The following is a 17,083-nucleotide window of genomic DNA, read 5'->3' on the forward strand; positions in this document are numbered from 1 at the left end:
GCCGGCGCGCAGCGCTTGCGGGGTTGGACGGCACTCATATCTGCGCAGCAGATGTGACGTGCTGGCAAAAACATTGGATCAGTTGGCGCAGCCCAACTGATGCAGGAGGCGCCGCAAGGCGCCGGCGCGCAGCGCTTGCGGGGTTGGACGGCACTCATATCTGCGCAGCAGATGTGACGTGCTGGCAAAAAAACATTGGATCAGTTGGCGCAGTCCAACTGATGCAGGAGGCGCCGCAAGGCGCCGGCGCGCAGCGCTTGCGGGGTTGGGCGGCACTCCTATCTGCGCAGCAGATGTGGAGTGCCGGCAAAACCTGCATCGGTGGGCCCAGCCCTGCGGGTGAAGGGGTGCCGCGAGGCGTCGTCGTCCAGACTTTGCAGACCCAAGCCGCTTCTTGCCAGGCGGCTTTTTCATTTCGGGCGAAGCAGCTTTGAACCCTGGCGTTGTAGGAGCAGGGCGCAAATACCGGGTTGGGCCATGACGGGCATGCCGCCATGGGGTACAACCCGCGCATTGGCCGCACATCCCGTGGGTTGAACACAGATAGCGGTCCAGCTGGCCATCAGGAGTCCCTCGCATGAAGCTCAAAACCCTCATCCTTTTATTGATCGTCGTGGCCATCGGTGCGTTGGCAGCACTCAATTGGGCGACGCTCTCGGTGCCCACCGTCGTTTCATTGGGCGTGGCCACGGTGCAGGCGCCCCTGGGGCTCATCATGCTGGGGCTGACCGTCCTGCTGGGGGCCTTTTTCTTGGCCTATGTGCTGACGCTGCAGGGCTCCGTGCTCATGGAGACGCGCCGCCATGCCAAGGAGATGGCGGCGCAGCGCGAACTGGCCGACCGGGCGGAGGCATCGCGTTTCACGGAGCTGCGCCAGTTCCTGGAAACCCAGCACCGCACGGGCTACGACGCCCTGATGGCGCGCCTGGACGCGCTGGAGGCGCGCCTGAGCGCGCGGGCGCAGGAATCGGACAACATCACTGCCGCCTACGTGGGACAGTTGGAAGACCAATTGCACCGCCGGGGCGAGCCGAAAGCCGTGCAGCCCGTGCCGCCGGTGCGCACGGAGCCGGAACTCAGGCTCTGACGGCCCTTGCGCCATAACAAAGGCCGCAGGGCGTGAGCGCTGCGGCCTTTTTGCAGGGCACGCCGCGAAGGCGCTTTCCCCTCTGGATTACTTGAGCGACAGGACCCAGGTCGCCAGCTTCTTGGCGTCGGCGGCGTTCACCTGGGCGTTGGCGGGCATGGGCACGGGGCCCCACACGCCGGAACTTCCCTTCATGATCTTCTCGGCCAGTTTGTCTGCGGCGCCTGCTTGGCCCGCGTATTTGGCGGCAACGTCCTTGTAGGACGGGCCCACCAGCTTCTTGTCCACGGCGTGGCAAGCCATGCAGTTCTTGGAGGTTGCCAGGGCCTGGTCGGCGAATGCAGGGGCTGCAACCGACAGCGTCATGGCGAGGGTGATCAGTGTGCGCTTCATCGCGGGGTTTCCTCTAGGGTTGGGGTACATTTAGCCTTCAATGGGATTGTAGTGTTCGCCGTTGACGGGCTCCAGGCCAAAGCTCGCGCGGCACCAAAGGATGTGACCATGTATGCGCTGCTTTTAGGCATCTTGTTGATACTTCTCAAATATCTGGAGATCGGCCCTGTGGCGAATTGGTCATGGTGGTGGGTGTTGTCTCCTTTTGCGGTAGCTGCGGCCTGGTGGGCCTGGGCGGATGCCACCGGCTACACCAAGCGCAAGGCCATGGAAAAGATGGACCAGCGCCGCAAGGACCGCATCAACAAGCAGAAGGAATCCATGGGCATGGGTCCGCGCCGACCGCGCTGAGGGCTTCTTCCCTGTCCAGACAACCCGCAGCGGTGCACGCGCCCTGCGGGTTTTTCTTGGGCGGTGCTGGCGCAGCAATGATCCTGTTTTGATAGCTGCTGGCGCTTATTGGATAAGCGTTTTCGGCATTTTTCATGAAAAGTCATCCAGCACCGCACCCTTGCTGGCGCTGGAGGCGTTGAAGGCAAACTTGGCCTGCACGCCCCGCATGTAGCGCGGCGTGGGTGGCTGCCAGGCGGCGCGGCGCTGTGCCAGCGTGGCGTCGTCCACGTGCAGTTGCAGCAGCAGTTGGTGGGCGTCGATGGTGATCGTGTCGCCCTCCTGCACCAGCGCAATAGTGCCCCCCGCAGCCGCCTCGGGCGCGACGTGGCCCACCACCATGCCCCAGGTGCCGCCCGAGAAGCGCCCGTCGGTGATCAAGCCCACGCTCTCGCCCAGGCCCGCACCGATCAGCGCGCCCGTGGGGGCCAGCATCTCCGGCATGCCCGGGCCACCCTTGGGGCCGAGGTAGCGCAACACCATCACGTCGCCCGCGACGATCCTGCCGTCCAGGATGGCCTGCAGCGCCGATTGCTCGTCGTCGAACACACGCGCGGGCCCGGTGATGACGGGGTTCTTCAGCCCGGTGATCTTGGCCACGGCGCCCTCGGGACTCAGGTTGCCCTTGAGGATGGCGAGGTGCCCCTCGCGGTACAGCGCCTTGTCGATCGGGCGAATCACGTCCTGGTCCGGCCGTGGCGCGTCGGGTACGTCGGCCAGGGTTTCGGCGATGGTTTTGCCGGTGATGGTCATGCAGTCGCCGTGCAACAGGCCGGCATTCAGCAGCACCTTCATCACCTGGGGAATGCCGCCCGCGCGGTGCAGGTCGACGGCCAGGTACCGGCCGCTGGGCTTGAGGTCGCAGATCACTGGGACCTTCTTGCGCATGCGCTCGAAGTCGTCGATGGACCACTCCACACCCGCCGCGTGCGCGATCGCCAGGAAGTGCAGCACCGCGTTGGTGGAGCCGCCCGTGGCCATGATCACGGCCACGGCGTTCTCGATGGCTTTGCGCGTGACGATGTCGCGTGGCTTCAAGTCCTTGCGGATGGCCTCGATCAGCACACGGGCGGATTCGCGGGCCGAGTTCATTTTCTCGTCGTGCGGATTGGCCATGGTGGAGGAGTAGGGCAGGCTCATGCCCAGCGCCTCGAAGGCCGAGGACATGGTGTTGGCCGTGTACATGCCGCCGCACGAACCCGTGCCCGGGATGGCGTGCTGCTCGATGTCCTTGAGTTCCTGGTCGGTCATCCTGCCTGCCGCGTTCTGGCCCACGGCTTCGAACACGCTCACGATGTTCAGGTCCTGCCCCTGCCAGCGGCCCGGCAGGATGGTGCCGCCATACACGTAGATCGCCGGCACGTTGGCGCGCAGCATGCCCATCAGGCCGCCGGGCATGTTCTTGTCGCAGCCGCCGATGACGACCACGCCGTCCATCCACTGGCCCTGCACGCAGGTCTCGACGCAGTCGGCAATCACCTCGCGGCTCACCAGGCTGTACTTCATGCCCTCGGTACCCATGGCCATGCCGTCGCTGATGGTGGGTGTGCCGAAGACCTGGGCGTTGCCGCCCGCTTCCTCGATGCCTGCGATGGCCGCGTCGGCCAGTCGTTGCAGGCCGCTGTTGCAGGGCGTGATGGTGCTGTGCCCGTTGGCCACGCCCACCATGGGCTTGGCGAAGTCACCCTCTTGGTAGCCCATGCCGTAGAACATGGAGCGGTTGGGCGCGCGCGCCTTGCCCTGGGTGATGTGGGCGGAGCGGCGGTTCAGCGGCAGCGGGTCGGTCATGGCGGGTCCTGCTTCTGCGGTGGCGAGACGGCCGAGTGTGGACGCCGCCGCAGCGGCTGTCCATGCGGGTGAATGCGGGGCCAGGGCGCCAACGTGGGTACCGGGGCTACGACATAATCAAACGGTTTTGCCTAGGGCGGGGCTCAAGAGGTTTCCGCTGCGGCGCGCGCAGGCCCCCAAGCGCACGGGCCCATCGACTTTCCTGAGCCACTCATCTCCCGCAACCACGATGCCCGCATACCGTTCCAAGACCTCCACCGCCGGCCGCAACATGGCAGGGGCCCGCTCCCTGTGGCGCGCCACCGGCATGAAAGACGCCGATTTCTCCAAGCCCATCATCGCGGTGGTCAACTCGTTCACCCAGTTCGTGCCCGGCCATGTGCACCTGAAGGACCTGGGCCAGCTCGTGGCGCGCGAGATCGAGGCCGCCGGCGGCGTGGCCAAGGAATTCAACACCATCGCCGTGGATGACGGCATCGCCATGGGCCACGACGGCATGCTGTATTCGCTGCCCAGCCGCGACATCATTGCCGACAGCGTGGAATACATGGTGAACGCGCACTGTGCCGACGCCATGGTCTGCATCAGCAACTGCGACAAGATCACCCCCGGCATGCTCATGGCCGCCATGCGGCTGAACATTCCGGTGATCTTCGTCTCCGGCGGCCCCATGGAGGCCGGCAAGGTGCAGCAGACCGTGCCCGGCACCAGCACCATCCAGATCAAGAAGCTGGACCTGATCGACGCCATGGTGATGGCCGCCGACGACAAGGTGAGCGATGCCGACCTGGCCGAGGCCGAGCGCAATGCCTGCCCCACCTGCGGCTCCTGCTCGGGCATGTTCACCGCCAACTCCATGAACTGCCTGACCGAGGCGCTGGGCCTGTCCCTGCCCGGCAACGGCACCGTGGTGGCCACGCACGCCGACCGCGAGCAGCTCTTCAAGCGCGCGGGCCGGCGCATCGTGGAGCTGGCGCGCCAGTACTACGAGCAGGGCGACGAGCGCATCCTGCCGCGCTCGGTCGGCTTCAAGGCCTTCGAGAACGCGATGACGCTGGACATCGCCATGGGCGGCTCCACCAACACCATCCTGCACCTGCTGGCCATTGCGCAGGAGGCCGGCATCGACTTCAGCATGGCCGACATCGACCGCCTGTCGCGCAGCGTGCCGCAGCTGTGCAAGGTGGCACCCAACACCGACAAGTACCACATCGAGGACGTGCACCGCGCCGGCGGCATCTTCGCCATCCTGGGCGAGCTGGAGCGTGCGGGCAAGCTGCACACCGACGTGCCCACCATCCACGCGCCCACGCTGGGCGAGGCGCTGGCGCAGTGGGACGTGACGCGCACGCAGGACGAAGCCGTCCAGACGTTCTACAAGGCCGGCCCCGGCGGCGTGCCCACGCAGGTCGCCTTCAGCCAGAGCGTGCGCTGGCCCAGCCTGGACCTGGACCGCGCCGCGGGCTGTATCCGCTCCGCAGAGCACGCCTTCAGCAAGGAAGGCGGCCTGGCGGTGCTCACCGGCAACATCGCCAAGGACGGCTGCGTGGTCAAGACCGCGGGCGTTCATGAATCCATCCTGGTCTTCGAAGGCCCGGCGCATGTGGTCGAAAGCCAGGACGAGGCGGTGGAGAACATCCTGGCAGACAAAGTGAAGGCCGGCGACGTGGTGGTGGTGCGCTACGAGGGCCCCAAGGGCGGCCCCGGCATGCAGGAAATGCTCTACCCCACGAGCTACATCAAGTCCAAGGGCCTGGGCAAGGCCTGCGCGCTGCTGACCGACGGGCGCTTCTCGGGCGGCACCTCGGGCCTGTCCATCGGCCACTGCTCGCCCGAGGCGGCAGCCGGCGGCGCGATCGGCCTGGTGCGCGACGGCGACCGCATCCGCATCGACATTCCCAACCGCACCATCAACGTATTGGTGAGCGACGAGGAGTTGGCCCAGCGCCGCGCCGAGCAGGACGCCAGGGGCTGGAAGCCCGCTCAGCCACGTCCGCGCAAGGTCTCGGCCGCGCTCAAGGCCTATGCCAAGCTCGTGACGTCGGCCGACAAGGGCGCCGTGCGCGACGTGTCGCTGCTGGACTGACGTGGTGCGGTGCACGCCCATGCCGGGCGTGCGCTCCTGATTTATGAGCTGCTCGCGCTGGACGGACGCGATTTACAGGTGCGTTTAAGCTTCAAATGGCCACGCTGCCAGCGCCAACAGCTCTTTTTGTTGTAGCAACGGAATGCCATCGCCCATGAACGAGTTCCAGCAACGCATCGCAGCCAGCTTCGCGGCACAAGGTTTGATGGCCACCCTCGGCGCCCGCCTGGCGCTGGTGGCGGAGGGTGAGGTGCATATCGAGATGCCGTTTTCCACCCACCTGTCGCAGCAGCAGGGCTTCGTGCACGCGGGGGCCATCACCAGCATCGTGGACAGCGCCTGCGGCTACGCGGCGCTGACCCGCTCGCCCCCCGGCTGCGAGATCGTCACGGCGGAATTCAAGACCAACTTCATGCGGCCCGCCATGGGGACGCGCTTCCTGGCCGTGGGCAAGGTGCAAAACGCCGGGCGCATGCTCACCGTGTGCACCGGCGAAGTGCGCGCGTACACGGGCGACGGGCCCGACTACAAGGTGGTGGCGTTGATGCAGGCCACCATGGTCAACGTGCCGGCCGGCGCCTGAGAGCGCCGCAGCCTCACGAGCCCGAAGGGCCGCCCGCCTGGGTTTGCAGGTAGTTGGGCAGGCCGATCTTCTCGATCAGGCCGAGCTGCTTTTCCAGCCAGTAGGCGTGGTCTTCCTCGGTGTCGCGCAACTGGGCCAGCAGCATGTCGCGGCTCACGTAGTCGCGGTGGGATTCGCACAGGGCCATCGCGGCCTTCAAGCGGGCCTGCACGGTGTATTCGGTGTCCAGGTCCTTGCGCAACATCTCCTGCGCGGATTCGCCGGGCGTGAAGTCGTGCGGGCGCATGTCGGGGCGCCCGCCCAGCATCAGGATGCGGCGCAGGATGGCGTCGGCATGCTGGGTTTCCTCCTCCATCTCGTGACCCATGCGCTCGTACAGGCGGGTGAGGCCCTGGTCCTCGTACTGGCGGGAGTGGATGAAGTACTGGTCACGCGCGGCCAGCTCGCCGCGCAGCAGATCCTTGAGGCAGTCGATGACTTCCGGGTGGCCTTGCATGTTGTTGTTCTCATGGGGGTGGTGATGGCGTGAGTATCCGGCGCCTTGCGCGCCGGTTCAATGGCGGCCGTCAATTCCCGGGCATGGGCGCCCTGGATGCGGGCCGTACGCAGGCGCATTCTCATCCTGGCAGCGTTGGATAGGCGCGGGCGTGTCACGGCCCTGCGGCACAATGCCCGCCATGCTGATGTACCCCCAAATCGACCCCGTGGCCCTGCAGGTCGGGCCTTTGTCCATCCACTGGTACGGCCTGACCTATCTGGCCGGTTTTGCGCTGTTCATGTTCCTGGGCATGCGCCGCCTGAGCCACCAGCCCTACGCATCCCTGCGTGGCGACCAGGCGTGGTCGCGCAAGGACGTGGAGGACATCCTGTTCCTGGGCGTGCTGGGCGTGGTGGTGGGCGGGAGGTTGGGGTACTGCCTGTTCTACAAGCCGGGCTACTACCTGAGCCACCCGCTGGAGATCTTCTACGTGTGGCAGGGCGGCATGAGCTTTCACGGCGGGTTGCTGGGCGTGATCGGTTCCATGCTGTGGTTTGCGCATTCGCGCCGCAGGCCCTGGCTGCAGGTGGCCGATTTCGTGGCGCCCTGCGTGCCCACGGGGTTGGCGGCCGGGCGCATCGGCAACTTCATCAACGGCGAACTGTGGGGGCGCTTCGCGCCGCCGGATCTGCCCTGGGGCATGGTGTTCCCGCAAAGCGGCTCCATGCTGCCGCGCCATCCGTCGCAGATCTACCAGTTCCTGCTCGAAGGCCTGCTGCTGTTCGTGCTGCTGTGGCTGTATGCGCGCCAGCCGCGCAAGCGTGGCGAGGTAGCGGCGGCGTTCCTCGTGGGCTATGGCGTGCTGCGCTTCACGGCCGAATACTTCCGCGAGCCCGACAGCTTCCTGGGCCTGTTGTCGCTGGGCATGAGCATGGGCCAGTGGCTGTGCATCCCGATGGTGGCGGCCGGGGTGGCGATGTGGGTCTGGGCGCAGCGGCAGGACGCTCCTGAGGGATTTGCATAAAAAAAGGCGCCAGCGCTTGTCCAGCAAGCGCCGGCAGCTCTTTTTTTTGATTGTTCCTTGCGGGCGGCGCGGTGGCGGAGTGTTGCCGCGTTGCGTCAATATGCCCCGCTAGGGATAGTCCCCATCCCGGCGGCTTGGCATGCTTTCATAATTATTGAAAATTACGCGAAATGATGCAGTTTCGCGACCACTTGTGTGCCATTCGTGACGTCATAACGCCTGCCGCCCATTCACCATGCGCCGTCCGCCTGCCAATTCCCTGCACCACCAGGCCGCCGAGATGCTGCGTCAGCAGATCTTTGCGGGCGAACTGGCGCCGGGCAGCTTCGTGGACGAGGCCGCGCTGTGCGAGCGGCTGGCCGTGTCGCGTACGCCGCTGCGCGAGGCGCTCAAGGTGCTGGTGGCGGAAGGGCTGCTGCGCCATGAGCCGCGCCGCGGCTGCTTCGTGGCCGAGATCACGGAGCGCGATCTGCAGGAGATCTTCCCCGTGATCGCGCTGCTGGAGGGCCGTGCGGCCTATGAGGCCACCGAGCACGCAGGGCCCGCCGACATCGACGCGCTGCAGGTGCTGCACCAGCGCCTGCAGGACCATGCCGAGGCGGGGCGCATCACCGAATACTACGAAGCCAACTACGCCATCCACGAGGCCTTCATCACCCTGGCGGACAACCGCTGGCTGGCCCAGGTGATCGGCGACCTGCGCAAGATCCTGCGCCTGGCGCGGCACCAGACGTTGCAGGTGCCCGGCCGGCTGCAGCAGAGCCTGTCGGAGCACCGGCAGGTGTTCGCCGCACTTCAAAAGGGCGACGCCGCCGCGGCCGAGCAGGCCATGCGCAACCACCTTCTGGCGCAGCGCGACGCGCTGCGCGAGCTTGCACGCAACCACCCCTCACGGATCACACCATGAACGCCGCCTCCACCTGGATCTCGCGCAACGTGGACCGCCTGCGGTCCGCAGACAGCAAAGCCGCCAGCAAGAACAAGGACAAGGACGGCGCAAGCGCCGCGTCGCCCAAGCCTGCGGCCGAACGCTCCACGCACGAGCGCCTGCAGGCCACGCTGCGCAGGAGCGGCGAGGTGCTGTCGCCCCGCGTGCTGCGCCGGTTGCTGACCGACCTGCAGGAAGTGGTGGCCCCGCGCGTGAGCGAGATCGAAGGCGGGCGCCGCGCGCAGGCCATTGCCGCGTGGTACGCCGAGGCCACGCCCGAAGAGCGGCGCGACCTGTGGTTGCTGATGTGCGAGCAGTTCGCGCCCGATGCCACGCGTTTCAAATCGGCCCAGCAGCGCTACGAGGCCGCCGCCGGCACCGACGATGCGCCCCAGGCCGAAGCCCACCTGCGCCGCGCCATGGTGTCGCCGCGTACACGGCTGCTGCAGCGCTTTGCGGTGTTTCCGGAAGGCATGCGCTTCCTCGTGGACTTGCGCGCCGAGCTGCTGCCCCTGCTCAAGAGCGACAAGCGCCTGCTGCCGCTGGACGCGGAGCTGGAGCAATTGTTCTCCACCTGGTTCGATGTGGCGTTCCTCGAACTGAGGCGCCTGTCGTGGGATTCGCCCGCTTCGCTGATCGAAAAGCTCATCAAGTACGAGGCGGTGCACGACATCCGCAGCTGGGCGGACCTGAAGAACCGACTGGACAGCGACCGCCGCTGCTACGGGTTCTTTCACCCCCGCCTGCCCAATGAGCCGCTGATCTTCGTGGAGGTGGCGCTGGTCAACGAGATTTCGTCCAGCATCACCCCGCTGCTGGACGAGGCCGCCGAGGCCGCCGACATCCAGCGTGCCACTACGGCGATCTTCTACTCGATCAGCAGCACGCAGACGGGGCTGCGCGGCGTGAGCTTCGGCGATTCGCTCATCAAGCACGTGGCCGAGACGCTCACGCAGGACTTCCCGCGCCTGCGCACCTTCGCCACGCTCTCGCCGATCCCGGGCTTTCGTTCCTGGCTGTCCAAGAACTGCGCCGCGCAGCTGGAGCAGCTCGACGAGAAGCGCCTGGCCGAACTGGGCCGCGCCGTGGGCTTCGAGCCGCCGCAGGCCGCGCATGTGCTGGCCGCGGCCGACAAGGCGCTGGAGCTGCCGCCCAAGTCACCCGTGCGCCAGCTGCTCATGCAGTGCGCGGCGCGCTACCTGGGACGCGAGCTGCACGACGGCAAGCCGGTGGACCCGGTGGCGCGCTTTCACCTGGGCAATGGCGCGCGCGTGGAGCGGTTGAACTGGGCGGGCGACCCGTCGGCCAAGGGGCTCAAGCAGTCCTTCGGGCTGATGGTCAACTACCTGTATGACCTCAAGCGCATCGACAAGCACCACGGCCTGCTTGCGCAGGGGCGCGTGCCCGTGTCGGGCGATATCGACAGCCTGTGCCGTGACTGACGGCGCGCTGCCTCGGCGCCAGCGGGCGCGGCGGGCCTTGTATGCTCGCGCCCAGCTGCCCTCGGCGGCCTTGGCCGAGCGGGCGCGCCGCGCCTGAGCACCTGCCAACCCACCCTTTTCACAACAGAAAGACAGGAGACAACGCCATGCGAGAGAGAGAGAACTTGAGCCAGATCGCCACCGCCGCGCTGCAACGCCGTGACATGCTGCGCGCAGCCGGCGCTGCGGGCCTGGCGCTGGCCACGGGCGGTGCCTGGGCGCAAGGCGCCAGCGGCTGGCCGACCAAACCGGTCAACATGGTGGTGCCGTTCCCCGCGGGCGGCGGCACGGATGCCTTTGCGCGCCCATTGGCTGCGCAGTTTGCCAAATCCACGGGCAAGACGCTGGTGATCGACAACCGCGGCGGCGCGGGCGGCACCGTGGGTGCCAGCGTGGCGGCCAAGGCGCCAGCCGATGGCTACAACCTGTTCATGGGTGGCGTGCACCATGTGATTGCACCGTCCATGTACCCCAAGCTGGACTACGACCTGGAAAAGGACTTCGTGCCGCTGGCCTTGGTGGCCAACGTGCCGCAGGTGCTGGTGGTGAACCCGCGCAACGTGACGGCCACCAACATGAAGCAATTCATGGACTTCGTGAAGGCCAACCCCGCCAAGCTGAACTATGCGTCGGCCGGCTCGGGCACCTCGCACCACCTGGCGGGCGAGCTGTTCAAGCTGCAGACGGGGACTTTCATCACCCACATCCCCTATCGCGGCGCGGGCCCTGCGCTGCAGGACCTGATCGGCGGCAACGTGGACATGCTGTTCGACGGCCTGGGCTCGTCGGCCTCGCACATCAAGGGCGGGCGCATCAAGGCGCTGATGGTGTCGGGCTCCAAGCGCAACCCGGCCTTCCCCGACGTGCCCTGCGCGGCAGAGGTGGGCCTGCCGGACTACACCGTGTCCACCTGGTATGGCCTGTGGGCACCCAAGGGCACGCCGGCCGATCTGCAGGCGCGCATCGTCGAGGAGATCCGCAAGCTCGGCCAGGCCGAGGAGCTCAAGGCCATCTGGGCCGGCAACGGCGCGGAGTTCGGCACGCTGTCGCAGGCGGACTTCGCCAAGATGGTGAGCAGCGAGATCAAGCGCTGGGCGCAGGTGGTGAAGGCCTCGGGCGCCAAGCTGGAGTGATGTAGTCCCCCACTGCGGCGCCCCTCCAGTGGCGCCGCCGCCACCCCCACGAAGAGAGTCCGATCGCATGCCAGGTGAAGTTGTCGCGGCCATGGCCGCAGGAGAGGCCGCTGGCCGCGGCGTGGTGCGCGTGACGCTGCGCCACGAGGGCAGGCTCAACGCCATGTCGCGCGCCATGTGGCGCCAGTTGCGCACGGTGTTCCTGGACATCCAGCGCAGCGAGGGCGTGCGCTGCGTGCTCATCGAGGGGGCAGGGGAGGCGTTCTGTGCGGGGGGGGATATTTCCGAGTACCCCGCCTTTCGCTTCGACCCCGCGCAGCTGCGCGACTTCCACGAGAGCGATGTCTGGGGCGGGCTGGCGGCCATGCTGGACTGCGACGTGCCCATCGTCGCGCGCATCGCAGGCGCCTGCATGGGCGCAGGCGTGGAGATCGCCAGCTGCTGCGACATCCGCATTGCCGCTGCCGGCGCGCGTTTCGGCGCGCCCATCGCCAAGCTGGGCTTTCCGATGGCGCCGCGCGAGGCCGCCTTGGTGGCGGGCGCCGTGGGCGACGTGACGGCGCGCCAGATGCTGTTGGAGGCGGCCACCTTCAGCGCCGCCGAGATGGCGCAGCGGGGCTTTCTGAGCCGCGTGGTCGACGCCGAGCAGCTGGATGCGCAAGCCCTGGGCACGGCGCTGCGCATCGCGGCCTTGGCGCCCGGTGCGGCTCGGCTCAACAAGCAGACCTTGCGCGCTATACGAAAGAATGGGCCGCTAGCGCCCGACCAGCAAGCGCAAGCAGCTTCTGATTTGATAGCAAATAACGCACTGGCCGACCCCTACGCCTATGCCGACAGCGCCGAACACCGCGAGGGCATCAACGCCTTCCTGGCCAAGCGCGCTCCCGTTTTCTGAATCCTTTGTGTGTGCACCACCATGAGCTCCTCCTCCCAGAACCTGTTTTCCGCGCTGCGCGCTGCCTTTCCTGCTGACCTGGACCAGACCGCCGTCGAGGCCGCCTCGGCCGCGGGCGCGCCGCTGCTCTACACCTGGCGCGACCTGGACCGCGCCAGCGCCCGCATCGCCAACCTGCTGGCATCGCTGAAGCTGCCCGAGGGCAGCCGCATCGCCGTGCAGGTGGAGAAGTCGGTCGAAGCCATGCTGCTGTACCTGGCCACGCTGCGCGCCGGCTATGTGTTCCTGCCGCTAAACACCGCCTACCAGAGCGCAGAGATCGAGTACTTCATCGGCAATGCCGAGCCGGCCGTGGTGGTCTGCACGCCAGGCAACTTCGGCTGGGTGTCGAAGATCGCATTCACTGCGGGCACGCAACATGTGTTCACGCTCGGCGACGACCGCACCGGCAGCCTGCTGGAGCGCGCCGCGCACTTCGGCGACGAGCACCGCGCCGTCCCGCGCAAGGCTGACGACCTGGCTGCCATCCTCTACACCAGCGGCACCACGGGACGCAGCAAGGGCGCGATGCTCACGCATGGCAACCTGCTGTCCAATGCCCAGGTGCTCAAGGACTACTGGGGCTGGAAGCCCGGGGACGTGCTGATCCACGCGCTGCCCATCTTCCACGTGCACGGCCTGTTCGTGGCCATCCATGGTGCGCTGATCAATGGCAGCAAGATGATCTGGATGGCGAAGTTCGACCCCAAGGCGGTGATCGCCGCCATGCCGCGCGCCACGGTGTTCATGGGCGTGCCCACGCTCTACGTGCGCATGCTGGCCGAGCCGGCGCTGACCAAGGCCGCGGCCAGCCACATGCGGCTGTTCATCGCGGGCTCGGCGCCGCTGCTCATCGAGACTTTCAAGGAATGGCAGGACCGCACGGGCCACACCATCCTGGAGCGCTACGGCATGAGTGAGACCATCATGCTCACCAGCAATCCCTACGCTGCCGACGCGCGCCATGGCGGGCAGGCGGAGCGCCGCGGCTCCACCGTGGGCTTTCCGCTGCCCGGCGTGGGCCTGCGCGTGGTGGACGATGCCGGTAGGTCGGTGCCCGTGGGCGAGATCGGCAACATCCAGGTCAAGGGCCCCAACGTGTTCAAGGGCTACTGGCGCATGCCCGAGAAGACCAAGGGAGAATTCAGCGCCGACGGCTGGTTCAAGACCGGCGACGTCGGCAAGGTGGATGAGCGTGGCTATGTCAGCATCGTGGGCCGCAGCAAGGACCTGATCATCAGCGGTGGCTACAACGTCTACCCGGCCGAGATCGAGGGCTACATCAACGAGATGCCCGGCGTGGCCGAGAGCGCCGTGGTCGGCGTGCCGCACCCGGATTTCGGCGAAGTGGGCGTGGTGGTGGTCATCCCCAAGCCCGGCGCAAAGGTGGATGGCGACACGGTCATCGCATCGCTCAAGAGCCAACTGGCCAACTTCAAGATTCCCAAGCGCTGCTTCGTCACCACCGAACTGCCGCGCAACACCATGGGCAAGGTGCAAAAGAACCTGCTGCGCGACCAGTACAAGGGGCTGTTCGCCTGAGCCGGCGCGGCATTGCAATACAAAAAGGCGGCCTGGGCCGCCTTTTGCTATTTAGATGATAGCTGCTAGCGCTTGATAGTCGGGCGCTAGAGCCTAATTTGATGCTTAGCGCAGCACCAGCACCGGAATGTGCGAGTGCGTCAGCACGTGCTGCGTCTCGCTGCCCAGTAGCAGGCGCTTGATGCCCTTGCGGCCGTGCGAGGCCATCACGATCAGGTCGCACTTGTGCTTCTTGGCGGCGGCGATCACGGCTTCGGCGATCAGGTCGGACTTGGCGACTACGGTCTTCACAGTCACGCCTTCGTCGGTGCCCTGCACCTTGACCTTGTCCACCAGTTCCTGGGCCGCATCCGCCCACTGCTTCTCGATGCGCTTGATGTCCGCGGCGTCCACGGGCAGGCCACCTTCGAAATAGCTGCGCGGATACCGGGGAACGACCTTCAAGGCGACCACCGACGCACCTGTGAGCCCCGCCAGTGAGAGCCCGCTTTCCACGGCCTTTTGCGACAGGGGGGAACCGTCGGTGGCTATCAGGATGCGTTTGTACATGTGCAGTTCCTCATTTCGTTAAGAACGGTAAAAGCATAGGATAGTTCGTGGTCCATGTCTTGATTCAAGTCAATGAGTCCTTCGCGCAATCCGAATAGTCTTGAGGCTATGTCAAATCCTGATGCCGACCCGTGGGCGTCGCCCCTCTCCACGGCTGCACCGGATGAGGTCGCGCTGCTTGATGACCCCCAGGAATGGTCGGCCTTTGGCAAGCCCTGCACATCTACCCCCGCAGGTGCGGATGCCCAGGCGGGTCCGTGGGAGTCGCATGTGGTGCTCGACGGAATGCACTGCGCCGCCTGCGCCCTGACCATCGAGGAAGCCCTGCGGCGTGTGCCCGGCGTGGCGGAAGCGGACGTGAGCGCCGCCACCCGCCGCGCACGCGTGGTATGGGACCCGCGACGAGTGCGCCCGTCTCAGTTGATGGGCGCGGTCCAGAAGGCCGGTTACCGCGCGCTGCCTGCCCTGGATGCGCTGGCGCGGGAGCAGCGCCAGCGCGAGAACCGCAAGGCGCTGTGGCGCTGGCTGGTGGCGGGTTTTTGCATGATGCAGGTCATGATGTACGCATGGCCTGCCTACCAAGCCATGCCCGGCGACCTGACCATGGAAATGGAACAACTGCTGCGCTGGGCCTCCTGGGTCATCAGCCTGCCGGTGGTGCTGTTCGCCTGCGGGCCTTTCTTCTCCAGCGCGCTGCGCGATATCCGGCAGCGGCGGGTCAGCATGGATCTGCCCGTGGCGCTGGGCATGCTCATCACCTTCGTGGTCAGCATGGCGGGCACGTTCGATCCGACCGGCCCCTTTGGCCGCGAGGTCTACTACGACTCGCTGACCATGTTCGTCTTTTTCCTGCTCACGGGCCGCTGGCTGGAGCTGCGCCTGCGCGATCGCACGGCAGGGGCGCTGGAAGCCGTGATGAACCGGTTGCCCGACAGCGTGGAGCGGCGGGCGGAAGACGGCAGCTTCACGCGCGTGGCCACGCGCCGTCTGCAGGCCGGAGACGTGGTGCGCGTGTTGCCGGGGGAGGCCTTTCCCGCGGATGGCCGCATCCTTTCAGGCGGTACCCAGGCCGACGAGGCGCTGCTCACCGGTGAATCCACGCCTGTGGACCGACCCGAAGGCAGCCGCGTGACGGCGGGCAGCTACAACCTGCGCGCACCGGTCACGGTGGAGGTTTTGGCGCTGGGCAGTGAGACGCGCTTTGGGCAGATCGTGGCATTGATGGAGAGCGCGTCTTTGCAAAAGCCCCGCCTGGCGCAGCTGGCGGACCGGGTGGCCCGGCCTTTCCTGGTGGCGGTGTTGTTGGCCGCGGTGCTGGCGGCAGTGTGGTGGTGGCCGAGCGATCCGAGCCATGCCCTGATGGTGGCGGTGGCGGTGCTCATCGTTACGTGCCCCTGCGCGCTGTCTCTGGCCACGCCGGTGGCCATGCTGACGGCTGCGGGCACCTTGGCGCGGCGGGGCGTGCTGGTGCGCAACCTGCAGGGGCTGGAGGCGCTGGCTGCGGTGGATACGGTGGTCTTCGACAAGACGGGCACGCTGACCCGCGATGGACTTGCGCTGCATAGCGTACATGTGGCGCCAGGGGCCGGCTGGGGCGAAGGCGAGGCGCTGGCCCTGGCTTCGGCGCTGGCGGCGCATTCACTGCATCCCGCGTCGCGCGCGCTGGCATCCGCGGCGCAGTCTGCCGCGGCGCCCGCGGGCTGGACGGTCCATGCCGTGCAGGAGCTGCCGGGTGCAGGCCTGGTGGCCCGTGCATCGTCACCGTCACACGCCCAGGAAACGATACTGCGCCTGGGCTCTGCGGCCCATGCCCGCGTGCCCGCCGTGGACGGCGATGCGGGGCCGCAGGTCGTGCTGTCGATGGAATGCGAAGGCGCGGCAGTGGAAATCGCGCGGTTCGTGCTGAGCGAACAACTGCGCCCCGAGGTCGCGGCGGTGGTGCGCGGGCTGCGCGCCGAAGGCGTGGCGGTCGAGCTGCTGTCCGGTGACCGGGCCGAGTCCGTGCAGCGGGTGGCTGCCCAGGCCGGCATCGGCCAGGCCCGGGGAGACTGCACCCCGCAGGACAAGCTCGCGCATCTGCAGACGTTGCAGGCGCAAGGACACCATGTGGCGATGGTGGGCGACGGGCTCAACGACGGCCCCGTGCTGGCCGGTGCGCATGTCTCGTTTGCGTTCGGCCGCGCCGTGCCCCTGGCCCAGTCACGGTCCGACTTCGTGGTTATGGGCGAAAATCTCGCCCTTGTTGCGCAGGCACTCTGGCTGGCGCGGCGCACCTTGCGCGTCGTCCGCCAGAACCTGTGGTGGGCGGCTGCATACAACGCGCTGTGCGTGCCCCTGGCGATTGCGGGCTACATGCCGGCTTGGCTCGCAGGCCTGGGCATGGCGCTGAGTTCACTGCTCGTCGTGCTCAACGCCGCCCGCCTGGCGCGCCTGCCGGACCCGCTCAGCCACGAGAGTTCCGGCGACTGCGCTGGTGCCGCACGTGCCGTGAGCACGCCCTTGGAGGTCGTCTGATATGGACATCCTGTATTTGTTGATTCCGCTCTCCGTCGTACTGGTGCTGTTTGTACTGGCGGGACTGTGGTGGGCCGTCTACCGTGGCCAATTTGAGAACGTCGATCAGGAGGGGGAGCGCATTCTGAGGGACGGTTGATGTTCGTCAATAGGCCTACTGCGAGCCTGGTTAA

The 17,083-nt window shown here is 67.0% G+C and carries 16 protein-coding genes; 12 read left to right on the forward strand and 4 right to left on the reverse strand.

All coding sequences use genetic code 11. The annotated features are described in order from the left end of the window. Positions 1 to 577 precede the first annotated feature (577 nt). Entirely contained in the window at positions 578 to 1,087 is a 510-nt protein-coding gene (locus PCQ86_RS05910) for a hypothetical protein (protein WP_011804503.1), read from the forward strand. A gap of 87 nt (positions 1,088 to 1,174) precedes the next feature. Here the strand turns inward: PCQ86_RS05910 and PCQ86_RS05915 are convergent, their stop codons facing one another. Beyond that, positions 1,175 to 1,480 carry a c-type cytochrome gene (locus tag PCQ86_RS05915; RefSeq protein ID WP_011804504.1) on the reverse strand — a complete coding sequence of 102 codons (306 nt, stop codon included), beginning with the start codon at positions 1,478 to 1,480 and terminating at the stop codon, positions 1,175 to 1,177. A 108-nt stretch (positions 1,481 to 1,588) separates the two neighbouring features. On the opposite strand from PCQ86_RS05915, the gene PCQ86_RS05920 reads away from it, so the two are divergent. Then, the gene (locus tag PCQ86_RS05920) at positions 1,589 to 1,831 is read left to right on the forward strand and encodes a TIGR04438 family Trp-rich protein (protein ID WP_011804505.1); all 243 of its coding nucleotides are present in this window, start codon (positions 1,589 to 1,591) and stop codon (positions 1,829 to 1,831) included. Between the two features lie 132 nt (positions 1,832 to 1,963). On the opposite strand, the gene ilvD (PCQ86_RS05925) is transcribed toward PCQ86_RS05920, so the two are convergent. Then, positions 1,964 to 3,658 (reverse strand): dihydroxy-acid dehydratase, encoded by a 1,695-nt coding sequence (gene ilvD / locus PCQ86_RS05925; protein WP_196995097.1) that lies wholly within the window; start codon positions 3,656 to 3,658, stop codon positions 1,964 to 1,966. A gap of 229 nt (positions 3,659 to 3,887) precedes the next feature. On the opposite strand from ilvD (PCQ86_RS05925), the gene ilvD (PCQ86_RS05930) reads away from it, so the two are divergent. Continuing rightward, complete coding sequence (gene ilvD, locus PCQ86_RS05930; protein ID WP_270175075.1) at positions 3,888 to 5,744, forward strand: dihydroxy-acid dehydratase; 1,857 nt, start codon at positions 3,888 to 3,890, stop codon at positions 5,742 to 5,744. 154 nt (positions 5,745 to 5,898) lie between these two features. Beyond that, entirely contained in the window at positions 5,899 to 6,327 is a 429-nt protein-coding gene (locus PCQ86_RS05935) for a PaaI family thioesterase (protein ID WP_270175076.1), read from the forward strand. A 13-nt stretch (positions 6,328 to 6,340) separates the two neighbouring features. Here the strand turns inward: PCQ86_RS05935 and bfr are convergent, their stop codons facing one another. Then, complete coding sequence (gene bfr / locus PCQ86_RS05940) at positions 6,341 to 6,823, reverse strand: bacterioferritin (protein ID WP_011804509.1); 483 nt, start codon at positions 6,821 to 6,823, stop codon at positions 6,341 to 6,343. A gap of 181 nt (positions 6,824 to 7,004) precedes the next feature. Between bfr and lgt the strand changes: the two genes are divergently transcribed. The 6 genes from lgt to PCQ86_RS05970 all read left to right on the forward strand — a co-directional run bounded on the left by lgt (position 7,005) and on the right by PCQ86_RS05970 (position 13,847). Then, positions 7,005 to 7,829 carry a prolipoprotein diacylglyceryl transferase gene (gene lgt, locus PCQ86_RS05945; protein ID WP_270175077.1) on the forward strand — a complete coding sequence of 275 codons (825 nt, stop codon included), beginning with the start codon at positions 7,005 to 7,007 and terminating at the stop codon, positions 7,827 to 7,829. 235 nt (positions 7,830 to 8,064) lie between these two features. Then, positions 8,065 to 8,736 carry a GntR family transcriptional regulator gene (locus PCQ86_RS05950; RefSeq protein WP_011804511.1) on the forward strand — a complete coding sequence of 224 codons (672 nt, stop codon included), beginning with the start codon at positions 8,065 to 8,067 and terminating at the stop codon, positions 8,734 to 8,736. Next, the gene (locus tag PCQ86_RS05955) at positions 8,733 to 10,199 is read left to right on the forward strand and encodes a malonyl-CoA decarboxylase (RefSeq protein WP_270175078.1); all 1,467 of its coding nucleotides are present in this window, start codon (positions 8,733 to 8,735) and stop codon (positions 10,197 to 10,199) included. Before PCQ86_RS05950 ends, PCQ86_RS05955 begins: the two co-directional genes overlap by 4 nt. A 146-nt stretch (positions 10,200 to 10,345) precedes the next feature. Continuing rightward, positions 10,346 to 11,371, forward strand: a complete 1,026-nt coding sequence (locus PCQ86_RS05960; protein ID WP_088887419.1) for a Bug family tripartite tricarboxylate transporter substrate binding protein — start codon at positions 10,346 to 10,348, stop codon at positions 11,369 to 11,371. 67 nt (positions 11,372 to 11,438) lie between these two features. Continuing rightward, on the forward strand, positions 11,439 to 12,266 hold the full coding sequence (locus tag PCQ86_RS05965; RefSeq protein ID WP_270175079.1) for an enoyl-CoA hydratase/isomerase family protein: 828 nt from the start codon (positions 11,439 to 11,441) through the stop codon (positions 12,264 to 12,266). 21 nt (positions 12,267 to 12,287) lie between these two features. Further along, positions 12,288 to 13,847: a malonate--CoA ligase gene (locus tag PCQ86_RS05970; RefSeq protein ID WP_270175080.1), complete on the forward strand. Its 1,560-nt coding sequence runs from the start codon at positions 12,288 to 12,290 to the stop codon at positions 13,845 to 13,847. A gap of 105 nt (positions 13,848 to 13,952) precedes the next feature. Here the strand turns inward: PCQ86_RS05970 and PCQ86_RS05975 are convergent, their stop codons facing one another. Continuing rightward, complete coding sequence (locus PCQ86_RS05975; protein WP_011804516.1) at positions 13,953 to 14,396, reverse strand: universal stress protein; 444 nt, start codon at positions 14,394 to 14,396, stop codon at positions 13,953 to 13,955. Positions 14,397 to 14,504: 108 nt separating this feature from the next. Here PCQ86_RS05975 and PCQ86_RS05980 point away from each other — a divergent pair, with 108 nt between their 5' ends. Both PCQ86_RS05980 and ccoS read left to right on the forward strand, forming a co-directional pair. After that, the gene (locus PCQ86_RS05980; RefSeq protein ID WP_270175081.1) at positions 14,505 to 16,910 is read left to right on the forward strand and encodes a heavy metal translocating P-type ATPase; all 2,406 of its coding nucleotides are present in this window, start codon (positions 14,505 to 14,507) and stop codon (positions 16,908 to 16,910) included. A gap of 1 nt (position 16,911) precedes the next feature. Next, the gene (ccoS, locus tag PCQ86_RS05985; RefSeq protein WP_011804518.1) at positions 16,912 to 17,049 is read left to right on the forward strand and encodes a cbb3-type cytochrome oxidase assembly protein CcoS; all 138 of its coding nucleotides are present in this window, start codon (positions 16,912 to 16,914) and stop codon (positions 17,047 to 17,049) included. Positions 17,050 to 17,083 lie beyond the last annotated feature (34 nt).

This window comes from Diaphorobacter sp. ED-3 (genome assembly GCF_027625375.1).
Lineage (GTDB): Bacteria > Pseudomonadota > Gammaproteobacteria > Burkholderiales > Burkholderiaceae_C > Diaphorobacter > Diaphorobacter nitroreducens.